The 17,343-nt window shown below is 65.3% G+C and carries 15 protein-coding genes; 11 read left to right on the plus strand and 4 right to left on the minus strand.

Annotated elements, in window-relative coordinates; genetic code table 11:
• Positions 1-586 precede the first annotated feature (586 nt).
• Complete coding sequence (locus EAV90_RS19945) at positions 587-1,540, minus strand: LysR family transcriptional regulator (protein WP_129144436.1); 954 nt, start codon at positions 1,538-1,540, stop codon at positions 587-589.
• A gap of 98 nt (positions 1,541-1,638) precedes the next feature.
• Here EAV90_RS19945 and EAV90_RS19950 point away from each other — a divergent pair, with 98 nt between their 5' ends.
• The 6 genes from EAV90_RS19950 (at position 1,639) to recQ (ending at position 10,244) form a co-directional block, all read left to right on the plus strand.
• Positions 1,639-2,820, plus strand: coding sequence for an MFS transporter (locus EAV90_RS19950; RefSeq protein WP_164937022.1), 1,182 nt, complete (start codon positions 1,639-1,641; stop codon positions 2,818-2,820).
• A gap of 128 nt (positions 2,821-2,948) precedes the next feature.
• Positions 2,949-4,520: an amidase family protein gene (locus EAV90_RS19955; RefSeq protein WP_129144438.1), complete on the plus strand. Its 1,572-nt coding sequence runs from the start codon at positions 2,949-2,951 to the stop codon at positions 4,518-4,520.
• Between the two features lie 442 nt (positions 4,521-4,962).
• Positions 4,963-6,264 carry an O-acetylhomoserine aminocarboxypropyltransferase/cysteine synthase family protein gene (locus EAV90_RS19960; protein ID WP_122400512.1) on the plus strand — a complete coding sequence of 434 codons (1,302 nt, stop codon included), beginning with the start codon at positions 4,963-4,965 and terminating at the stop codon, positions 6,262-6,264.
• A gap of 12 nt (positions 6,265-6,276) precedes the next feature.
• On the plus strand, positions 6,277-7,275 hold the full coding sequence (metA, locus tag EAV90_RS19965; protein ID WP_129144439.1) for a homoserine O-succinyltransferase MetA: 999 nt from the start codon (positions 6,277-6,279) through the stop codon (positions 7,273-7,275).
• Positions 7,276-7,381: 106 nt separating this feature from the next.
• Entirely contained in the window at positions 7,382-8,125 is a 744-nt protein-coding gene (locus tag EAV90_RS19970) for a polysaccharide deacetylase family protein (protein ID WP_129144440.1), read from the plus strand.
• Positions 8,126-8,378: 253 nt separating this feature from the next.
• The gene (gene recQ / locus EAV90_RS19975; RefSeq protein WP_129144441.1) at positions 8,379-10,244 is read left to right on the plus strand and encodes a DNA helicase RecQ; all 1,866 of its coding nucleotides are present in this window, start codon (positions 8,379-8,381) and stop codon (positions 10,242-10,244) included.
• A gap of 221 nt (positions 10,245-10,465) precedes the next feature.
• Here the strand turns inward: recQ and EAV90_RS19980 are convergent, their stop codons facing one another.
• Positions 10,466-11,482, minus strand: coding sequence for a 1-aminocyclopropane-1-carboxylate deaminase (locus tag EAV90_RS19980; RefSeq protein WP_122400516.1), 1,017 nt, complete (start codon positions 11,480-11,482; stop codon positions 10,466-10,468).
• Positions 11,483-11,641: 159 nt separating this feature from the next.
• Here EAV90_RS19980 and EAV90_RS19985 point away from each other — a divergent pair, with 159 nt between their 5' ends.
• From EAV90_RS19985 to EAV90_RS19995, 3 genes are all read left to right on the plus strand, one after another.
• Entirely contained in the window at positions 11,642-12,106 is a 465-nt protein-coding gene (locus EAV90_RS19985) for an Lrp/AsnC family transcriptional regulator (RefSeq protein WP_129144442.1), read from the plus strand.
• A 44-nt stretch (positions 12,107-12,150) separates the two neighbouring features.
• Complete coding sequence (locus tag EAV90_RS19990) at positions 12,151-13,296, plus strand: PLP-dependent cysteine synthase family protein (RefSeq protein ID WP_129144443.1); 1,146 nt, start codon at positions 12,151-12,153, stop codon at positions 13,294-13,296.
• 127 nt (positions 13,297-13,423) lie between these two features.
• Positions 13,424-13,984 (plus strand): carboxymuconolactone decarboxylase family protein, encoded by a 561-nt coding sequence (locus EAV90_RS19995; RefSeq protein WP_162500076.1) that lies wholly within the window; start codon positions 13,424-13,426, stop codon positions 13,982-13,984.
• Between the two features lie 8 nt (positions 13,985-13,992).
• On the opposite strand, the gene EAV90_RS20000 is transcribed toward EAV90_RS19995, so the two are convergent.
• Complete coding sequence (locus tag EAV90_RS20000; RefSeq protein WP_122400519.1) at positions 13,993-14,865, minus strand: hypothetical protein; 873 nt, start codon at positions 14,863-14,865, stop codon at positions 13,993-13,995.
• 214 nt (positions 14,866-15,079) lie between these two features.
• On the opposite strand from EAV90_RS20000, the gene EAV90_RS20005 reads away from it, so the two are divergent.
• A complete protein-coding gene (locus tag EAV90_RS20005; protein WP_129144444.1) occupies positions 15,080-15,328 on the plus strand; it encodes a hypothetical protein in 249 nt (82 codons plus the stop codon).
• On the opposite strand, the gene EAV90_RS20010 is transcribed toward EAV90_RS20005, so the two are convergent.
• Positions 15,309-16,274: an alpha/beta hydrolase gene (locus EAV90_RS20010; protein WP_129144445.1), complete on the minus strand. Its 966-nt coding sequence runs from the start codon at positions 16,272-16,274 to the stop codon at positions 15,309-15,311. The two genes, EAV90_RS20005 and EAV90_RS20010, sit on opposite strands and share 20 nt — an antisense overlap.
• A 141-nt stretch (positions 16,275-16,415) precedes the next feature.
• Between EAV90_RS20010 and EAV90_RS20015 the strand changes: the two genes are divergently transcribed.
• Entirely contained in the window at positions 16,416-17,303 is an 888-nt protein-coding gene (locus tag EAV90_RS20015; RefSeq protein WP_129144446.1) for a branched-chain amino acid aminotransferase, read from the plus strand.
• Positions 17,304-17,343 lie beyond the last annotated feature (40 nt).

Here is a 17,343-nt window from a genome sequence, read left to right on the forward strand (position 1 = left end):
GCTTGGCTGAACTCGGCGTGGCCCCGCGTCATCGTGGCCCTTCGTCTGTTCCGCCGCAGGTGCAAGCGATCGAGCAACATAACCACGTCCAGTCGGATTGCGACTCACATTCACGTCAAGGTCTACTATTCAACCGACAGATATCCTTTGCAGCGAGCGAGGATCGCGGCCATCCTCGATGGTCTTCACCTTGATCGTCCGGATTGCCCGCCACTGTGCGGTTTCGTCGCAATGTTTCCAGCTGAATGGCCACTATATTCAGTCTGCTATGACTTGTGTCGTCGACATCGATCCGCGCGTTGCGCGGCGTTGCTTGCACGCCGGACGGCTCCAAGCAGGAGCTTAGCCGGACGGTAGTTGGTGCCGTCCGGATTACCCCCTTCGTTCATCAAACGGATTTGGTGTGTGGCTCTCCCGCGAGGAGAAGCCCAGACAAGTAGGCATGGCGTGAACAACCCCTTTTTTCCGAACGTCACGCAAGGCTTTCGCGCCGAAGCCCGCAGGGACGAAGGCGGACTCGTTGCCGCTTGCTTCGGCTCGGCAAGCCGGCGCGGGTCAAACTTCCTCTGAGCCCTCCACCGCTATCTCATCCCACCAATTTCCACCTCCCATCTCCGGCCCGCTTCAGCGCGGGATCGCTCACCCGCACGTGCTCGGCGAGGAAATCGATGAAGGCACGGACGCGCGCGGGTAGCGGGGCGGCGTGGCCGACATAGACGGCGTGGATGTCTTCGCGGTCGCCGGGATTGTAGCTTTGCAGCACCGGCACGAGGCGGCCGGATTCGATGTCGGGGCCGATGTGGAAGAGGGCGAGGCGGGCGAGGCCGACGCCGCCGAGGCAGAGACGGCGGGCGGCTTCGCCGTCGCTGGCGCGCGCGACCGGAGCGGGCAGGGCCTGCTCGGTGTGGTCGCCACGCCTGAACGGCCAGCCGCGGATGCTGCGCGGAAAGGTCCAGCCGATGCCACGGTGATCGACGAGATCGGCCGGCGTCTTCGGCATGCCGCAGCGTGCGAGATAGTCCGGCGCGCCGACCACGACCATGCGGCTGGTGCCGAGCTTTCGCGCGACGAGGCGTGAGGCGCGCAGCGGGCCGACGCGAATGGCGACGTCGGCGCGCTCCTGCATCAGGTCGATCAGCGTATCGGTCAGCACGAGATCGAGCGTGACGTCCGGATGCTGCTTCAGGAAGCGCGGGATCAACCGCATCACATGCAGCATGCCGAACGGAATGTTGCAATTGACCGTGAGGCGGCCGCGCGGCGCCGCGCCTGAGGCCGCCTCGCGCTCGGCCTCCTCCATCTCGGCGAGGATGCGCAACGAGCGCTCGTAGAAGGCCTGGCCTTCCTCCGTCAGCGTCAGCTTGCGCGTGGTTCGGTTGACCAGCCGCGCGCCGAGGCGCGCCTCCAGACGCGAGATCAGCTTGCTGACGCCGGACGGGGTCAGGCGCAGCTTTCGCGCGGCCTGGGTGAATCCGCCGAGGTCGACGACGCGGACGAAGACCTCCATCTCGGCGGCGCGGTTGGTGTCGAAGCGGGCCATGTTGAATTCACGTCACAAATGATTGGATTGCGGACATTCTAATGATTCTGCGGCCGTGCCGCTATCTGCGTGGCTCGTCTCACCCATCGGAGCCACGCATGCCTCCCGCCGTTCTCGCTCTCACCGCCGGTGCCTTCGGCATCGGCACCACCGAATTCATCATCATGGGCCTGTTGCTCCAGGTCGCCGCTGACATGCATGTCTCCGTGCCGGTTGCGGGCCTGCTCATCTCCGGCTATGCGCTCGGCGTGTTCGTGGGGGCGCCAGTCCTCACCCTCGCGACGCGCAAAATGCCGCGCAAGACGGTGCTGCTGGCGCTGATGGCGATCTTCACGCTGGGCAATTCGGCTTGCGCGCTGGCACCGAACTACGAATTGCTGATGGCCGCACGTGTGCTGACCTCGCTCGCCCACGGCACCTTTTTCGGCGTCGGTTCGGTCGTGGCCACCAGCCTCGTTGCCGAGGACAAGCGTGCGTCTGCGATAGCGACCATGTTCATCGGTCTCACGGTGGCAACGTTGCTCGGCGTGCCCTTTGGCGCCTGGTTCGGCCTGATGCTCGGCTGGCGCGCGGCGTTCTGGGCGGTGACTGTCATCGGCGTGATTGCGTTTGCGGTGGTCGCGCTGCTCGTCCCCGGCCATGTCGGCAATGGCGACAAGCCGATCTCGCTCGCCGAAGAAGTGGCGGGGCTCGGTCGTCCGCAGGTGCTGCTCGGTCTTGCGATGACCGTGTTCGGCTTCGCCGGCCTGTTCGTCGTCTTCACCTATATCCAGCCGATCCTGACACGTTTCACCGGCTTCTCGGAGGCCGCGGTCTCGCCGATTCTCTTGGTGTTCGGCGTCGGGCTTGCGATCGGCAACGTCGCCGGCGGCAGGCTTGCGGATCGCGGCCTCGCACGGGCCTTGACCGGCACGCTCGCCGGGCTTGCGATCGTGCTGCTTGGCCTGGCCGCCGTACTATCGGTCAAGATCCTTTCCATCGCGCTGATCTTGCTGCTCGGCATCGCCGCCTTCGCGACCGTCGCCCCGCTCCAGCTTCGGGTGCTGGAGGCTGCCGGCCCCAGCGGTCGCACGCTGGCCTCCAGCCTCAACATCGCCGCGTTCAATCTCGGCAACGCGCTCGGCGCCTGGGCCGGTGGCGTCACCATTGACCGCGGGCTCGGTCTCTCCACGCTGCCTTTGGTCGCAGCCGGGATCACGGCCATTGGTCTCGTGCTGGCGCTGTGGAGCCTCCGGCTCGACCGTGCGCCGGCCGGCGTCGCAGCGTCTCCGGCAGAGTAGGGCGAAGGCGTGCGGTGCGCTGACGATTGGTCGCATCGGCCCTCACGCCAACGCGCCATGCAGAAACGCGCTGTACAGCGCCGCATGTCGTCCGTAACCTCCGCCGCGCAATTGAAGGAGATGCTGGCGTGGCGAAGAAGACGGTGACCAAGAAGACCAAGAAGAAAAGTGTCTTGGAGAAAGAAGTGAAGACCCCGAGCAAGGCGAGCTCCAGCCGCAAGAGCGTGGTCGCGAAGCCGGCCAGGAAGGCGCCTCGGGCGAAGGCCGCCGCACCACGCCGCCCCAAGGGGGCGCCCTGGCAATGGTCGGCAGTCGAGACCGCCGCCGCGATCCGCTCCGGCGCCATCTCCGCGGTCGAGGCGGTCGAATCCCATCTCGAACGGATGCGCTCCGTCAATCCGCGGCTGAACGCCGTCGTCGTCGATCTCTCCAAGGAAGCACTTGCCGCGGCCCATGCGGCCGACAAGCAGCGCGCCAGAGGCGGCGAGCTCGGCCTCCTGCACGGCGTGCCTGTCACCATCAAGGAAAACGTCGACTACCAGGGCCGGCCGAACTTCAACGGCGTGCCCGCCAACAAGAACCTGGTTGCGCCCTCCGATGCGCCTGTCGTGCGCAACCTGAAGAAGGCCGGCGCGATCGTCATCGGGCTGACCAATACGCCCGAATTCTCCTTTCGCGGCTTTACCGACAATCCCCTGCACGGGCTGACGCTCAACCCCTGGGATCCCGATATCACCTGCGGCGGCTCCTCGGGCGGCGCGGGTTCGGCAGTCGCGGCGGGCATCGGCACCATCGCCCATGGCAACGATATCGGTGGCTCGCTGCGCTGGCCGGCGCATTGCAACGGCGTTGCCACCATCAAGCCGACGCAGGGCCGCATCCCCGCCTTCAACGCCAGCGCAACGGCGGAGCGGCCGATGCTGGCGCATCTAATGTCGGCGCAGGGGCCGCTCGCACGCCACGTCGCCGACGTTCGCCTTGCGCTGGAGGTGATGAGCCAGCGCGATCCGCGCGATCCCTGGTGGGTGCCGGCACCACTGGTCGGCGAGAAGCCGAAGGGACCGATCAAGGTCGCGCTGGCAAAGATCCCAGAGGACATGGACGTCGATCCGTCTGTCGCCGCGGCGCTGCGCCAGGCCGCGGACCATCTTGAACGGTCCGGCTATCGCGTCAGCGAGGTCGAGGTGCCAGACATCAACGGTGTCTGGCAGACCTGGTGCGACATCATCACCAACGAGACCGTGGTGATGCAGGAAGCCTCCATGCTGAAGGTCGCGTCCGAAGATTTTCACAAGGCCTGGGGCGGCATGAAAGCCAAGGCCAACGTGCTCGATCTGCCGGCCTGGATGCGCGCCACTGCCGCGCGCAACGGCCACGTCCGCGCCTGGCAATTGTTCTTCGAGGACTATCCGGTGGTGCTGGCGCCGACCACGGTGAAGCCGACGCCGGGCCCGCGCGAGGATGCCGTCAGCGCCGAGCGCGTGCGCGAGATCTTCTGGGGCGAGATCCGCTTCATCTCCGCCATCAACGTGCTGGGTCTGCCCGGCGCAGTGGTGCCGGTGGCGCTCCACGAGGGCAAGCCGATCGGTGTGCAGCTGATTGCAGGGCGCTATCGCGAGGATCTCGCACTCGATGCCGCGGCCGCGATCGAGAAGCGCGTCGGCGTGCTGGCACATCGGCTGTGGGAGACGATGGCGTAAGCCTAAGCAAGCGCCGCCGCGTTGGAGATGCATTCCCCTTTCCCGCGGTGTGCGCTGTTGAGCACCGACTGTCTGTCCAGGGTCATGGCCGGGCTTGTCCCGGCCAACCACGCCTTTCCATGCAGCACAAAGACATGGATGCCCGGGACAAGCCAGGGCATGACGACCTCCGCCAAATGTGCAAATGCGATAACCCTGCCCATGGGGGAGGGGAGCTCGGCCGCGCAGGGCGAGACGACACCGCGCGAGACACGGCAAGGTCAGTTAATTGAATTTAACCGGATTTCCGGCCAATTCGCGAGCAAGCATTAGGGTTACTTCCTCGATCTCTAGGCGAATTATTGTCCGCTTTACCACCCGCCTCTAACAGAGGGACGGCGGATAACGCACACGCCTCATTGTAGGCCAATAAGTGCGGCCCGCTCCACGCGGAGGTGGCACGATGCGCAACGAGACGATCGCTATTCACGCCGGCTACGAGCCCGAAGCCACGACGCACGCCGTGGCCGTGCCGATCTACCAGACCGCGGCATACGCCTTCGACAGTGCCGATCACGGCGCGGCCCTGTTCAATCTCGAGACTGAGGGCTTTCGCTACAGCCGCATCGCCAATCCGACCAGCGCGGTGCTGGAGAAGCGCATCGCCCAACTCGAAGGCGGCGTCGGCGCGCTTGCGGTCGCGACCGGGCAGGCTGCGCTGCATTTTGCCTTCGTCAACGTCGCCGATCACGGCGGCAACATTGTTTCAGTGCCGCAGCTCTACGGCACCACGCACACGCTGCTCTCGCACATCCTGCCGCGCCAGGGCATTACCGGCCGTTTCGCCGAGAGCGACAAGCCGGAGGCGATCGAGAAGCTGATCGACGAAAACACCCGGGCCGTGTTCGCGGAGACCATCGGCAATCCCGCCGGCAATGTCTGCGACATCGAGGCGCTGGCGAAGATCGCCCACGCGCATGGCGTGCCGCTGATCGTCGACAACACCGTCGCAACCCCGATCCTGCTCAAGCCGTTCGACTACGGCGCCGACATCGCCGTGCATTCGCTGACCAAGTTCCTGGGCGGTCACGGCACCACGCTCGGCGGCGCCATCGTCGATTCCGGAAACTTCCCGTGGGCGAAATACGCCAATCGTTTTCCGGCCTACAACAAGCCCGACGCGTCCTATCACGGCCTCGTCTATGCCGAGCGGTTCGGCCGCACCGCCTATATCGAGCGCGCGCGCAGCGTCTACCAGCGCACCATGGGTTCGGTGTTGTCGCCGTTCAACGCCTTCCTGCTGCTCCAGGGTATCGAGACTGTCGCGCTGCGCATGGAGCGCCATGTCGAGAACGCCCGCAAGGTCGCCGAATTTTTGCGCGACGACCCGCGCGTGGCCTGGGTCAATTACACCGGCTTCCCGGACAGCCCCTATTATCCGCTGGTGCAGAAGTACTTGAATGGCAACGCCTCATCGCTGTTCACCTTCGGCATCAAAGGCGGCATGGAGGCCGGCAAGACCTTCTACGATGCGCTGAAGCTGATTACGCGGCTCGTCAATATCGGCGATGCCAAGTCGCTCGCCTGCCATCCGGCTTCGACCACGCACCGGCAGATGTCGGCGGAGCAGCAGCGCGTTGCCGGCGTGCTGCCGGAGACCATCCGTCTGTCGATCGGTATCGAGCATGTCTCTGACATCATCGAGGACGTCGACCAGGCGCTGGAAAAAGCCTGCCCATCGGCGCGCCTCGAGGCCGCGGAGTAGGCGCCGCCGCCCATGACGATCTTGATCGATAGCGATCAATTCATTGCGGGCCCGGCGCTGGTGCCCGCCGCGCACCATCTCGCGCGCGAAGCCGGCACCGAACTCACCATCGGTCTCGTCAACAACATGCCGGATGCGGCACTGAAGGCGACCGAGCGGCAGTTCATGAAGCTGCTCCAGGCCGCAGCAGGTGCGCGCCGTATCCGCTTCCACTGCTTCTCGCTTCCCAGCGTGAAGCGCTCGCCCGAAGCGAGGTGGCATGTCGAGAGCGAGTATTCCGACCTATCCGATCTCGAGCGTGGAAAACTCGATGGGCTGATCGTGACCGGCGCCGAGCCGATCGCGCCCGAGCTCGACCAGGAGCCATACTGGCGCGACCTCACGAGCCTGATCGACTGGGCCAAGACCAACACGCGATCGACGATCTGGTCGTGCCTTGCCGCGCATGCCGCGGTGCTGCATCTCGACGGCATTGAGCGGCGGCGGCTGCCGGCCAAATGCCACGGCATTTTCGATTGCGACGTCGTGATGAGCGATTCGCTGACCCATGCGGCGCCTTCGCCGCTCAAGGTCTCGCATTCACGTCTGAACGAAATCGCCGAGAGCGATCTCGCTGAGGCCGGCTATCAGGTGCTGACACGCTCGGCCGAAGCCGGCGTCGACGTCTTCGTTCGTCAATATGCCAGCCGCTTCGTGTTCTTCCAGGGCCACCCGGAGTATGACGCGCTGTCGCTCCAGCGCGAATATCTGCGCGACATCGGCCGCTATCTCGCGCGGGAGCGCGACAACTATCCGCGCCTGCCGGTGAGTTACTTTGACGCAGCGACCGAAGAGAAGCTGGCTCGGTTCGAGAAGAAGGCGACACACGAGCGCCATCCGGCGCTCACCAACGAGCTGCCTGGGCTGAGCTTGCGCGCCGATATCGACGCCGGCAACGCCGCGGCGGTGCTCTTCCGCAACTGGTTGCGCTATCTCGGCGCGGACGCCGATGCGGCGGTGGCGGCGCGCTAGCCGAAGCGGTCTTGATTCCGCGTTAGGATTACCCGTGCGTTAGGCTTGCCTCAACCTGCGCACGAATGTTTCAGTAGAGAAACAGGACACCACGGGAAACGCAAGCGTGTGGTCGGCACTCCAGGGACGCGTGAACAATCGGCTGGCCCGGCATTTTCGGGCCGCGCCGCACCGGCTGCCCGTGCATGTGCCGATGGTGAGCTTCACCTTCGACGATGCCCCCGACAGCGCCGCAGGCGAGGGCGCCGAGCTTTTGGAGCAGCATGGCGGCCGCGGCACCTATTACCTCGCCGGCAGTCTGATCGATCGCCCCTCGGATCATTGGCATGGCCTGTCGAATGACGCGATCGTGCGGCTTCACCGCGTTGGACACGAGATTGCCTGCCACACCTTCTCGCATCAGAGCTCGGCCACTCTCGGCGAAGCCGCGATGGCTCGCGAGATCGAGCGGAACCGCAGTCATTTCCGCGGCATCGATGCTTCGATCACGCTGGAGAACTTCGCCTATCCCTATGGGATCGCCTCGGTCTGGCGCAAGCCGCAACTCGCAAAAGCCTTTCGCTCCGCGCGTGGCATCCTTCCCGGCGTCAACAGCGGCGTCATCGATCTCCAGTTCCTGCGCGCCTCGCCTTTGGTCGATTGCGAGATCGACAAGGCGGGCATCGATCGCTATTTCGACGAGGCAGTCGCAAGCGGCGGCTGGCTGATCTTGTACGGCCACGACGTCACCACTAGGCCGAGCCCCTATGGCTGCACGCCACATTTGATGCGTCATGCGCTGGAGGCCGCCGGCAAGCGCAACATGCCGATCGTGACCGTCGCAGAAGCGCTGCGACGGATCGGGGCGTAGCGTCTTTTTCCCTTCTCCCCCTTTGCGGGAGAAGGTGGCGCGAAGCGCCGGATGAGGGGTATGCCTCCGCAAAATCGAATTCGTGGATGGAGACCCCTCCCCCGTCTCGCCACTATGCGGCGAGCCACCCTCTCCCCGCAAGGCCGCAGGGGGAGAGGGGAAGGGGCGCACTCGCCCCGCAAACGGTCTTGCCACGCCGACGCCAGCATGCGACTGGCCTTGTGACGAATCTCACGGCCTGATCTGCTCCGCCATGTCCGCTCCCTCCACCGCTCCGCTGCCTGCGCCGGCCAATGGGCGCGATGCGCTGTCGGTGCTGCATTCGGTGTTCGGCCTGCCGGGTTTCCGCGGCGCGCAGGGCGAGATCATCCAGCACGTCACGGACGGCGGCAACTGCCTGGTTTTGATGCCGACCGGCGGTGGCAAGTCGCTGTGCTACCAGCTTCCGTCCTTGCTGCGTGAAGGCTGCGGCATCGTGGTGTCGCCCTTGATCGCCCTGATGCGCGACCAGGTCGCCGGCCTGATCGAGGCCGGCGTCAACGCCGCCGCGCTGAACTCGTCGCTGACGCCGCAGGAGGCGTCCGACATCGAGCGGCGCCTGCTCGCGGGCGACCTCGACCTGCTCTATGTCGCGCCGGAACGCCTGGTGACGCCCCGCTGCCTGTCGCTGCTGGCGCAGGCGAAGGTGGCGCTGTTTGCGATCGACGAGGCGCATTGCGTCTCGCAATGGGGCCATGATTTCCGGCCCGAATATGTCGGCCTTTCCATCATCGCCGAGCGCTTTCCCGACGTGCCGCGCATCGCGTTGACCGCGACCGCCGACGAGCTGACCCGCAAGGAGATCGTCGCGCGGCTTCAGCTCTCGGACGCGCCGCAATTCGTCTCGAGCTTCGACCGGCCCAACATCCGCTACGAGATCGTCGACAAGCGCAATTCGGTATCGCAGCTGAAGGAATTCATCCGCGAGCGCCACATGGGCGATGCCGGCGTGGTCTATTGCCTCTCGCGCAACCGGGTCGAGGAGGTCGCTGCCGCGCTTCAGGACGCCGGTATTGCGGCGCTGCCCTATCACGCCGGGCTCGATGGGTCGTTGCGCTCGCGCAACCAGGACCGCTTTCTCAACGAGGACGGCATCGTCATCGTCGCGACCGTCGCGTTCGGCATGGGCATCGACAAGCCCGACGTGCGCTTCGTCGCCCATCTGGATCTGCCCAAGAGCATCGAGGCCTATTACCAGGAGACGGGGCGCGCCGGCCGTGACGGCAAGCCATCGACGGCCTGGATGGCCTACGGGCTGTCGGACATCGTGCAGCAGCGTCGCATGATCGACGAGTCCAACGCCTCCGACGAGTTCAAGCGGGTCTCGATCGGCAAGCTCGATGCACTGGTCGGTCTTGCCGAAACGCCGCACTGCCGCCGACGGCGGCTGCTCGCCTATTTCGGCGAGATCGTGATGGGCGAGAGCTGCGGAAATTGCGACAATTGCCTGACGGCGCCCAAGATGCGCGACGGCAAGGTGCTGGCGCAGAAGCTGCTGTCCTGCGTCTACCGCACCGGACAGCGCTTTGGTGCGATGCATTTGATCGACGTGCTGATGGGGCGCCTGACCGAGAAGGTGACGCAGTTCGGTCACGACAAGCTGTCGGTGTTCGGCATCGGCCGCGAGCTCAACGAAAAGCAATGGCGCACGGTGCTGCGGCAATTGGTGGCGATGGGACATCTGCGAAGCGACAGCGAAGCTTACGGCGCGCTCAAGCTGACGGAGTCCTCGCGCGGCGTGCTGCGCGGCGAAACGGACGTGTGGCTGCGCGAGGAGGCGCCGGGCACCCGCATCCGGTCGAGCCGCGCCAAGTCCCGTCGCGGCGATCTCGCGCCCGCGGCCAGCGCGCCGCAAGGCGACGTCGATCCCGAGCTGCGCGCGCGCCTGCGTGCCTGGCGTTCTGAGGTCGCGCGCCAGCGCGGCGTGCCGGCCTACGTCGTACTCCACGATGCCACCATCGACGGCATCGTCCGGGCCTGGCCGACCACGCTGGACGAGCTGCGCAACGTGCCGGGCATCGGCGACAAGAAGCTCGAGCATTACGGCGACGAGCTGCTGCAGATCGTCAGGACGAGGTAGCCGCCAACTCAATTGTCATCCCGGACAAGCGCGCCAAAGCGCGCAGATCCGGGATCCGTAACCACAGGCCGATGTGGCTGGGGCAAGCTGCCAAGCACGAGTCTTCGCCAAACGCGGTCATGTGGTCGCGACGAGCGCAGGCGCTCGCGCGGGGGTCCCGGGTCTGCGCTGACGCTTGCCGGGGACGACAGCAGTTAATGAGGCGCGAGAGCCAGCTTCACTCACCCGTTACGGAACGCATACGCATATCCGTTCAGCGCCGGCGCGCCGCCGAGATGGGCGTAGAGAATCTTCGCGCCCTTCTCGAAATAGCCCTTCTTCGCAAGATCGATCAGGCCTTGCATCGACTTGCCCTCGTAGACGGGGTCGGTGATCATGCCTTCGAGACGCGCGGTGAGACGGATCGCCTCCTTGGTCTCTTCCGACGGCACGCCGTAGGCCGGATAGGCGTAGTCCTCGATCAGCACGACATCGTCGGCGACGAGCTCCTTGCCGAGCTCGACCAGCTTGGCGGTGTTCTGCGCGATCTCGAGCACCTGCGCCTTGGTCTGCGCGGGCGTGAAGGACGCATCGATGCCGATTACCTTGCGGGCGCGGCCGTCGGCGGCGAAGCCGACCAGCATGCCCGCATGGGTCGAGCCGGTGACGGTGCAGACCACGATATAGTCGAACTTGAAGCCGAGCTCTTTCTCCTGCTTGCGCACCTCCTCGGCGAAGCCGACATAGCCGAGCCCGCCGAACTTGTGCACGGAGGCGCCGGCCGGAATGGCGTAAGGCTTGCCGCCAGCGGCCTTCACCTCCTCGATCGCCTGCTCCCAGCTCTTGCGGATGCCGATGTCGAAGCCGTCATCGACCAGGCGCACGTCGGCGCCCATGATGCGCGAGAGCATGATGTTGCCGACGCGGTCGTACACTGCGTCCTCGTGCGGCACCCAGGCTTCCTGCACCAGGCGGCACTTCATGCCGAGCTTGGCGGCGACGGCGGCGATCATGCGGGTGTGGTTGGACTGCACGCCGCCGATCGACACCAGCGTGTCGGCGTTGGAGGCGATCGCGTCGGGGACGATGTATTCGAGCTTGCGCAGCTTGTTGCCGCCATAGGCGAGGCCGGAATTGCAGTCCTCGCGCTTGGCATAGACCTCGACGTGGCCGCCGAGATGTTTTGACAGCCGCTCCAGCTTCTCGATGGGCGTCGGACCGAAGGTCAGCGGATAGCGCGCGAATTTTTCCAGGTTCATGGATCATCCCCGTTGGCGTTGGTGTCTGCAACGTGGCTAGCATTGCGGCGCAAAAAGGTGCTCTCGAATTTTGCGCCCATATTGCACGTGATCTTGCGGAAGATGCGACTTCAGCTAAGACTTCTTCCGCCGATGCATCTCCAAGTGAAAGATTCTTCCATGTCCGGGCGGCTCGACCGTATCGACCTCAAGATATTGAGATTGCTGCAAAATAACGGGCGGCTGAGCAACGCCGAGCTGGCCGCATCAGTCGCGATCAGCCCCGCCACATGCCACCGCCGCACCCAGCGCCTGTTCGAGGACGGCTTCATCGCCGCGGTGCGCGCCATGGTCGCGCCGAAAAAGGTGGCAAAGGGCACGCTGGTGATGGTCGGCGTCGTGCTCGACCGCTCGACGCCGGAGAGCTTTGCCACCTTCGAGCAGGCGATTGCGAAGTTGAAATTCGTGCTCGACTGCCACCTCGTCGCAGGCGACTTCGACTATTTCCTCAAGATCCGGGTCGGTGACATGGAGGATTTCAACCGCATCCACGGCGAGCAGCTCATCGCGCTGCCCGGCGTGCGCCAGACCCGCACCTTCTTCGTGATGAAGGAGGTCGTCGACAACGCGCCGCTGGAGTTTTGAGCCTCACACTTGATGCACGATCGGCATCATGAGAGATTCGCGCAATGCAGACATTCCCGTTCCGCCAGCACAATCCGGCCGGGCCGGCCTATCGGCGCGGCTGGGTCGACGAGGCCGTGGCCGCGATCGAGGCCGACCAGTGCCGCACCGCCGACACGCATCTGATTCGGCTGATCGTGCCGGCACTGTCCGGCATCGATATCTACCTGAAGGATGAATCCACGCATCCGACCGGCAGCCTGAAGCATCGGCTGGCGCGCTCGCTATTCCTCTACGCGCTGTGCAACGGCCATATCCGCGAAGGTACGTCCGTCGTCGAGGCCTCGTCGGGATCGACCGCGGTGTCGGAAGCCTATTTCGCGCAGATGATCGGCGTACCCTTCTATGCCGTTATGCCGCGCACGACCTCGGCGGAGAAGATCGCCGCGATCGAGCATTATGGCGGCAACTGCCACCTGATCGACGACGGCCGCGCGCTCTATGCGGAGGCTGCGGCGCTCGCAGCCCGTCTGAACGGCCATTACATGGACCAGTTCACCTTTGCCGAACGCGCCACCGACTGGCGCGGCAACAACAACATCGCCGAATCGATCTTCACGCAATTGCAGGGCGAGCCGCGCCCGCTGCCGGACTGGATCGTGATGGGCGCCGGCACCGGCGGCACCTCGGCCACTATCGGACGCTATCTGCGCTATCGCCAGTATCCGACGCGGCTGTGCGTTGCCGATGTCGAGCACTCCGCCTTCTTCGACTGCTTCCGCTCCCAGGACCGATCCCATGTCTGCGATCGGCCGTCGCTGATCGAGGGCGTCGGCCGGCCGCGCTGCGAACCTTCCTTCGTGCCGGGCGTGGTCGATCGCATGATGAAGATCCCGGATGCGGCGACGATCGCCGCGATGAACGTGTTGGCGCGCCGGCTGCGCCGCCCGGTCGGCGGCTCCACCGGCACCAATTTCCTGGCGCTGTGCCGGCTCGCCTCGGAGATGCGCCAGGCGAACGTCACGGGGTCGCTGGTGACGCTGATCTGCGATTCCGGCGAGCGCTACCGACAGACCTATTACGAGTCGGGATGGCTGAAAGCGCGCGGTCTCGATCCGGCACCGTTCGAGGCGACATTGTCGTCGTTACTCGCGACAGGTGAGCCCTTGAGACTCGATGTCGACGACGTCGTCAATCCGGAGAGCGCATAGGGCCCAAAGGTCCGTAGCTGACATCTTCGTGCGATTTACGAAATGGCACGGCCCGTCACGGCAACTTCACTTGCCTTGCGCGCGGCTGCAGGTGACGGTTGCGTCCTCTCAACGAGGAGATCCTGCCGTGCGACTTCCCATTCTCGATCCGAAAGACCTGAGTGCCGAACAGAAGCCGCTCTATGACGACATGCGAGCCGGCATCAAGGATCATTTCAAGGGTTTTGTGAACATGCGCGACGACGGCGCGCTGCTCGGGCCCTGGAATCCCTGGATCCGCGAGCCGCGCTTCGGCAAGCCGGTATGGGAGCTGGTCAAAGCGATCGCGTCGAACCCGTTGCTGCCCGCTGCCGTCCGCGAGGTCGCGATCCTCGTCACCGGCTCGCATTTCCGGTCCGGTTACGAGCTCTATGCCCACGTGCTCGTTGCCGAGCAGCGTGGCCTCTCCGACGAGAAGCTCGCGACCATCGTCGCCGGGCAGCGACCGGTGGACCTCACCAAGCAGGAGGCGGTCGCCTACGATATGGCATCGGCACTGGTCGGCGGCGGCGTACTGCCGGAGCTGACCTGGCGCGCGGCGGTGAAGGAATTCGGCGAGCACGGCGCCGCCGAGCTGTCCTATCTCGTCGGCGTCTACTGTATGGTCTCGGTCACGCTCAACACCTTTGACGTGCCGGTGCCGGACTAGCGAGCTGGCTAATTGCGCACGGCGTAAAGGGGCGTTCGCAGCGTCAGCTGGTAGGCCGGTTTCGGCATCCACGCGATCTGTGCGGTGATGCCGAACAGGCGGTTATCGTTGTCGTCCATGCGATCGAGGTCGAGGCGCAGGGTCGGCTGGGTGAAGGACGCCGCCAGCGTCCGCCCCCCGAGCTGCGCGCCGCCGAAAGACTGCATGCCGACGCGCCCGGTGAACTTCCAGTTGCTTGGCCATTGATAATAACCGCCGGCATAGAGGATCGTGTTCGTTCCGATGCTGGCGAACGGGCTGGCGATGCTGGTCTTGGTGTATTGCATGCCGGCCAGCCAGCCCCGTGTCTCGTCCTCGTCGAGCGCGTAGTCGAATTCCAGGATGTTGTTCAAGGAATTCGTCATGCCCTGCTCGTTCGGCACCGACTGCGTCAGGGTCGACTGCAGCCTGATGGTCGGGATCTTCCCGCCGTTCTGCTGGTAGAGATCGGCCTGCACGCCGATGTTCCAGCTCGTGATGTCGAACGCCGACCAGCCGCCGCCGACGTCAATGGTCGAGCCCGACACGCCGCCATAAAGCGAGACGCGGTCGCTGACGTCGACGGTCAGCGGCAGGTCGACGGCGATGGATTTTGCCGCCGGCGAGCCGTTTGGCAGCGTTGCGCCTCCACGCACCGCCAGGGCTTCGAGCGCGGCCGATACCGAGGTGTTGCCGAAGCCGAGCCCGAGCGCGCCCGCCGGGGTCCTCGCATAGATTGTGCGCAAATCGAGGTAGATGTTCGGGACACGTGGCTTTGCGGGCTCGTCGTCCTCATCGTCGGCCGCGAAGGCTCCGCCGGCCGAGATCGCCAGACAAAGCAGTCCCGTCGCGGTAACGCGCAAAACCGAACGACGAGATTGGCTGCGAAGGGGCACGTGACGATCCGGCGCATGGCGATTTGACGGCGAAACCGGTGCTAGATGGAACGTGATCGCTCGTGCGGTCAAGCGCTCTTCGCAAGCGATGGACGGCATGGACGTGTGCGGTTACCCTGCCGTGATCGCACCGACACACTCGCCAGCCACAGTGCAGGCCGAACAATGGAGGACGACAGCCATGAACACGTCACGCCGCATCCTGCTCGCCGGAATGGCGGGGCTCGCCGTTGCTCCCACCGCTGCTGCCGCCGCTGCACCATCGGCAGAACCCGGCGACGTGACCGTAGCCGAAGAACGCTTTGCGCGCACGATTGCGGCCGCGCATGCCCCCGATATTATCTGCGCGCGGCAGGCCGAACGCTATGCGGACGCGCACTGGCCGGAGTATGTCGCGGCAGCGCGCGCGGTCATTGGCTCGAGGGCATGACGCTGCTTTCTTCCCTCTTCACCGCCCTGCGCACCTGCTCGCCGATCTGCGACAGCACGAGCTGAGCCTGTGGCAAGATCGCGCCCATGGCGTGGAAATTGTGGACCATGCCGTCGTGGCAGACATGCTCGACGGCGACGCCCGCGGCGAGCAGCTTGCGGGCATAGGCATTGCCCTCGTCGCGCATCGGGTCGTACTCGGCAGTGTGGATGATCGCGGGCGGCAGGCCCGAGAGCCGTGTCGCGCGCAACGGAGAGACACGCGGATGGGCGGTGTCGATGCCGTCAGGCAGATAGTCGGAAAGATCGGCTTCGATCGTGGCACGATCGATCAGGTGGCCCTCCGCAAAGGCCTCGCGCGAGGGCGAGGTCTCCTCGAAATCCAGCACCGGGCAGATCAGGCATTGCGCCACGATGGAGAGGCCGGCGTTTTGCAAAGCCTGCTGGCACACGATCGCCGCCAATGTGGCGCCGGCGGAATCGCCGCCGACAACCAGCCGTTCGGCGTCGATGCCCAGGGAGCGCGCCTCGCGCGCGACCCATTCGGTCGCGGCGATCGCATCGTCCACGGCAGCGGGAAATTTGTGCTCGGGTGCGAGCCGATAGTCGACCGAGACCAGGCGGCAGCCGGTGGCATGCGCCAGCGCCGCCGCGATGCGGTCATGCGTGGCAATACTGCCGGCGACGAGGCCGCCGCCATGGAAGAACACGAAGCCCGGTGCGAGCTCCCCAGCGCTTGCCGGCGTGTAGAGGCGATAGGGCAGCTCGCCGCCCGCACCGGTCAGCATGCCGTCCGAGGTCGTCACATCCGGCGCCTCGGCGCGCGCGAACTGCATCAGCTTTGCCAGCGATTGCCGTCGCGCCTCCACGCTGGGCCGGCTCCGCGCCTGCGGCGCAGCCGCCGCCAACATGGTCAACAAACGCTTTGCGAGCGGATCGAGCGGCATGGGGACACTCCGTGACTGCCGGACATTATAGCCGGTTTGCGCGGTCCTAACCTCCCTGGAGGCAGAGGGTGCCCAAATCCCGCAGCAAATCGTTTAGAAATTGCGGCAATAGTGCCCGGATATTCTCAGGGGAGGCCGGTCATGGCCGAGATCAAAAAACCCATCGACTATTCGCCGAGCTGGACCTTCTTCGAGGGCAAATGGCACGACGGCAATGTGCCGATCATGGGCCCGCGCACGCATGCGGCCTGGCTCGGCTCGATCGTGTTCGACGGCGCGCGCGCGTTCGAGGGCGTTGCACCCGATCTCGACCGTCACGTCGCTCGCGCCAATCAATCCGCGATCAATTTCGGCCTGAAGCCGGTGGTCGATACCGATACCTGGCTCGCGCTCGCCAACGAAGGCATCGCGCGCTTTGCCGCGAATGCCGAGCTCTATATCCGTCCGATGTACTGGGCGCAGAACGGGAGCGGCGGCGGCGTGCTGTTCGACCCCGAGACCACCAATTGGTGCCTGTGCATCTACGAGGCGCCGATGCCAAAGCCTGTCGGCAACGCCATCACGTTGTCGCCGTTCCGCAGGCCCACCGCCGAATGCGCGCCGGTCGAGGCCAAGGCGGCTTGCCTCTATCCGAACAATTCGCGTGCGCTCGCGGAAGCTGCTTCGCGCGGCTTCCAGAACGCGCTGATGCTCGACATGCTCGGCAACGTCGCCGAGTTCGGCAATTCCAACGTGTTCATGGCCAAGGACGGCGTGGTCTTCACGCCGGTGCCGAACGGCACCTTCCTCAACGGCATCACGCGCCAGCGCGTCATCAGCCTGCTTCGCGGCGACGGCGTCACCGTGGTCGAGAAGACGCTGCGCTATGCCGATTTCCTGGCCGCCGACGAGATCTTTTCAACCGGCAATTTCGCCAAGGTCGCGCCCGTGATTCGCATCGACGAGCGCGAGCTGAAGCCGGGCCCGTTTTACACGAAAGCGCGAATGCTCTATTGGGACTTTGCGCATGCGGTGAAGCTGGCGGCGTAGGAGCCTGTCCCTCCGTCATTTGCGAGCGCAGCGAAGCAAT

It is taken from the genome of Bradyrhizobium vignae, from assembly GCF_004114425.1.
Lineage (GTDB): Bacteria > Pseudomonadota > Alphaproteobacteria > Rhizobiales > Xanthobacteraceae > Bradyrhizobium > Bradyrhizobium vignae.

Excerpts from the sequence above, each read along its gene's own strand:
- EAV90_RS19980 (WP_122400516.1), bottom strand. The coding sequence starts at position 11,482 with ATGAACCTGGAAAAATTCGCGCGCTATCCGCTGACCTTCGGTCCGACG.
- recQ (WP_129144441.1), top strand. The coding sequence starts at position 8,379 with ATGTCCGCTCCCTCCACCGCTCCGCTGCCTGCGCCGGCCAATGGGCGC.
- EAV90_RS20010 (WP_129144445.1), bottom strand. The coding sequence starts at position 16,274 with ATGCCGCTCGATCCGCTCGCAAAGCGTTTGTTGACCATGTTGGCGGCG.
- EAV90_RS20005 (WP_129144444.1), top strand. The coding sequence starts at position 15,080 with ATGAACACGTCACGCCGCATCCTGCTCGCCGGAATGGCGGGGCTCGCC.
- metA (WP_129144439.1), top strand. The coding sequence starts at position 6,277 with ATGACGATCTTGATCGATAGCGATCAATTCATTGCGGGCCCGGCGCTG.
- EAV90_RS19950 (WP_164937022.1), top strand. The coding sequence starts at position 1,639 with ATGCCTCCCGCCGTTCTCGCTCTCACCGCCGGTGCCTTCGGCATCGGC.
- EAV90_RS19945 (WP_129144436.1), bottom strand. The coding sequence starts at position 1,540 with ATGGCCCGCTTCGACACCAACCGCGCCGCCGAGATGGAGGTCTTCGTC.
- EAV90_RS19990 (WP_129144443.1), top strand. The coding sequence starts at position 12,151 with ATGCAGACATTCCCGTTCCGCCAGCACAATCCGGCCGGGCCGGCCTAT.
- EAV90_RS19985 (WP_129144442.1), top strand. The coding sequence starts at position 11,642 with ATGTCCGGGCGGCTCGACCGTATCGACCTCAAGATATTGAGATTGCTG.
- EAV90_RS20015 (WP_129144446.1), top strand. The coding sequence starts at position 16,416 with ATGGCCGAGATCAAAAAACCCATCGACTATTCGCCGAGCTGGACCTTC.
- EAV90_RS19960 (WP_122400512.1), top strand. The coding sequence starts at position 4,963 with ATGCGCAACGAGACGATCGCTATTCACGCCGGCTACGAGCCCGAAGCC.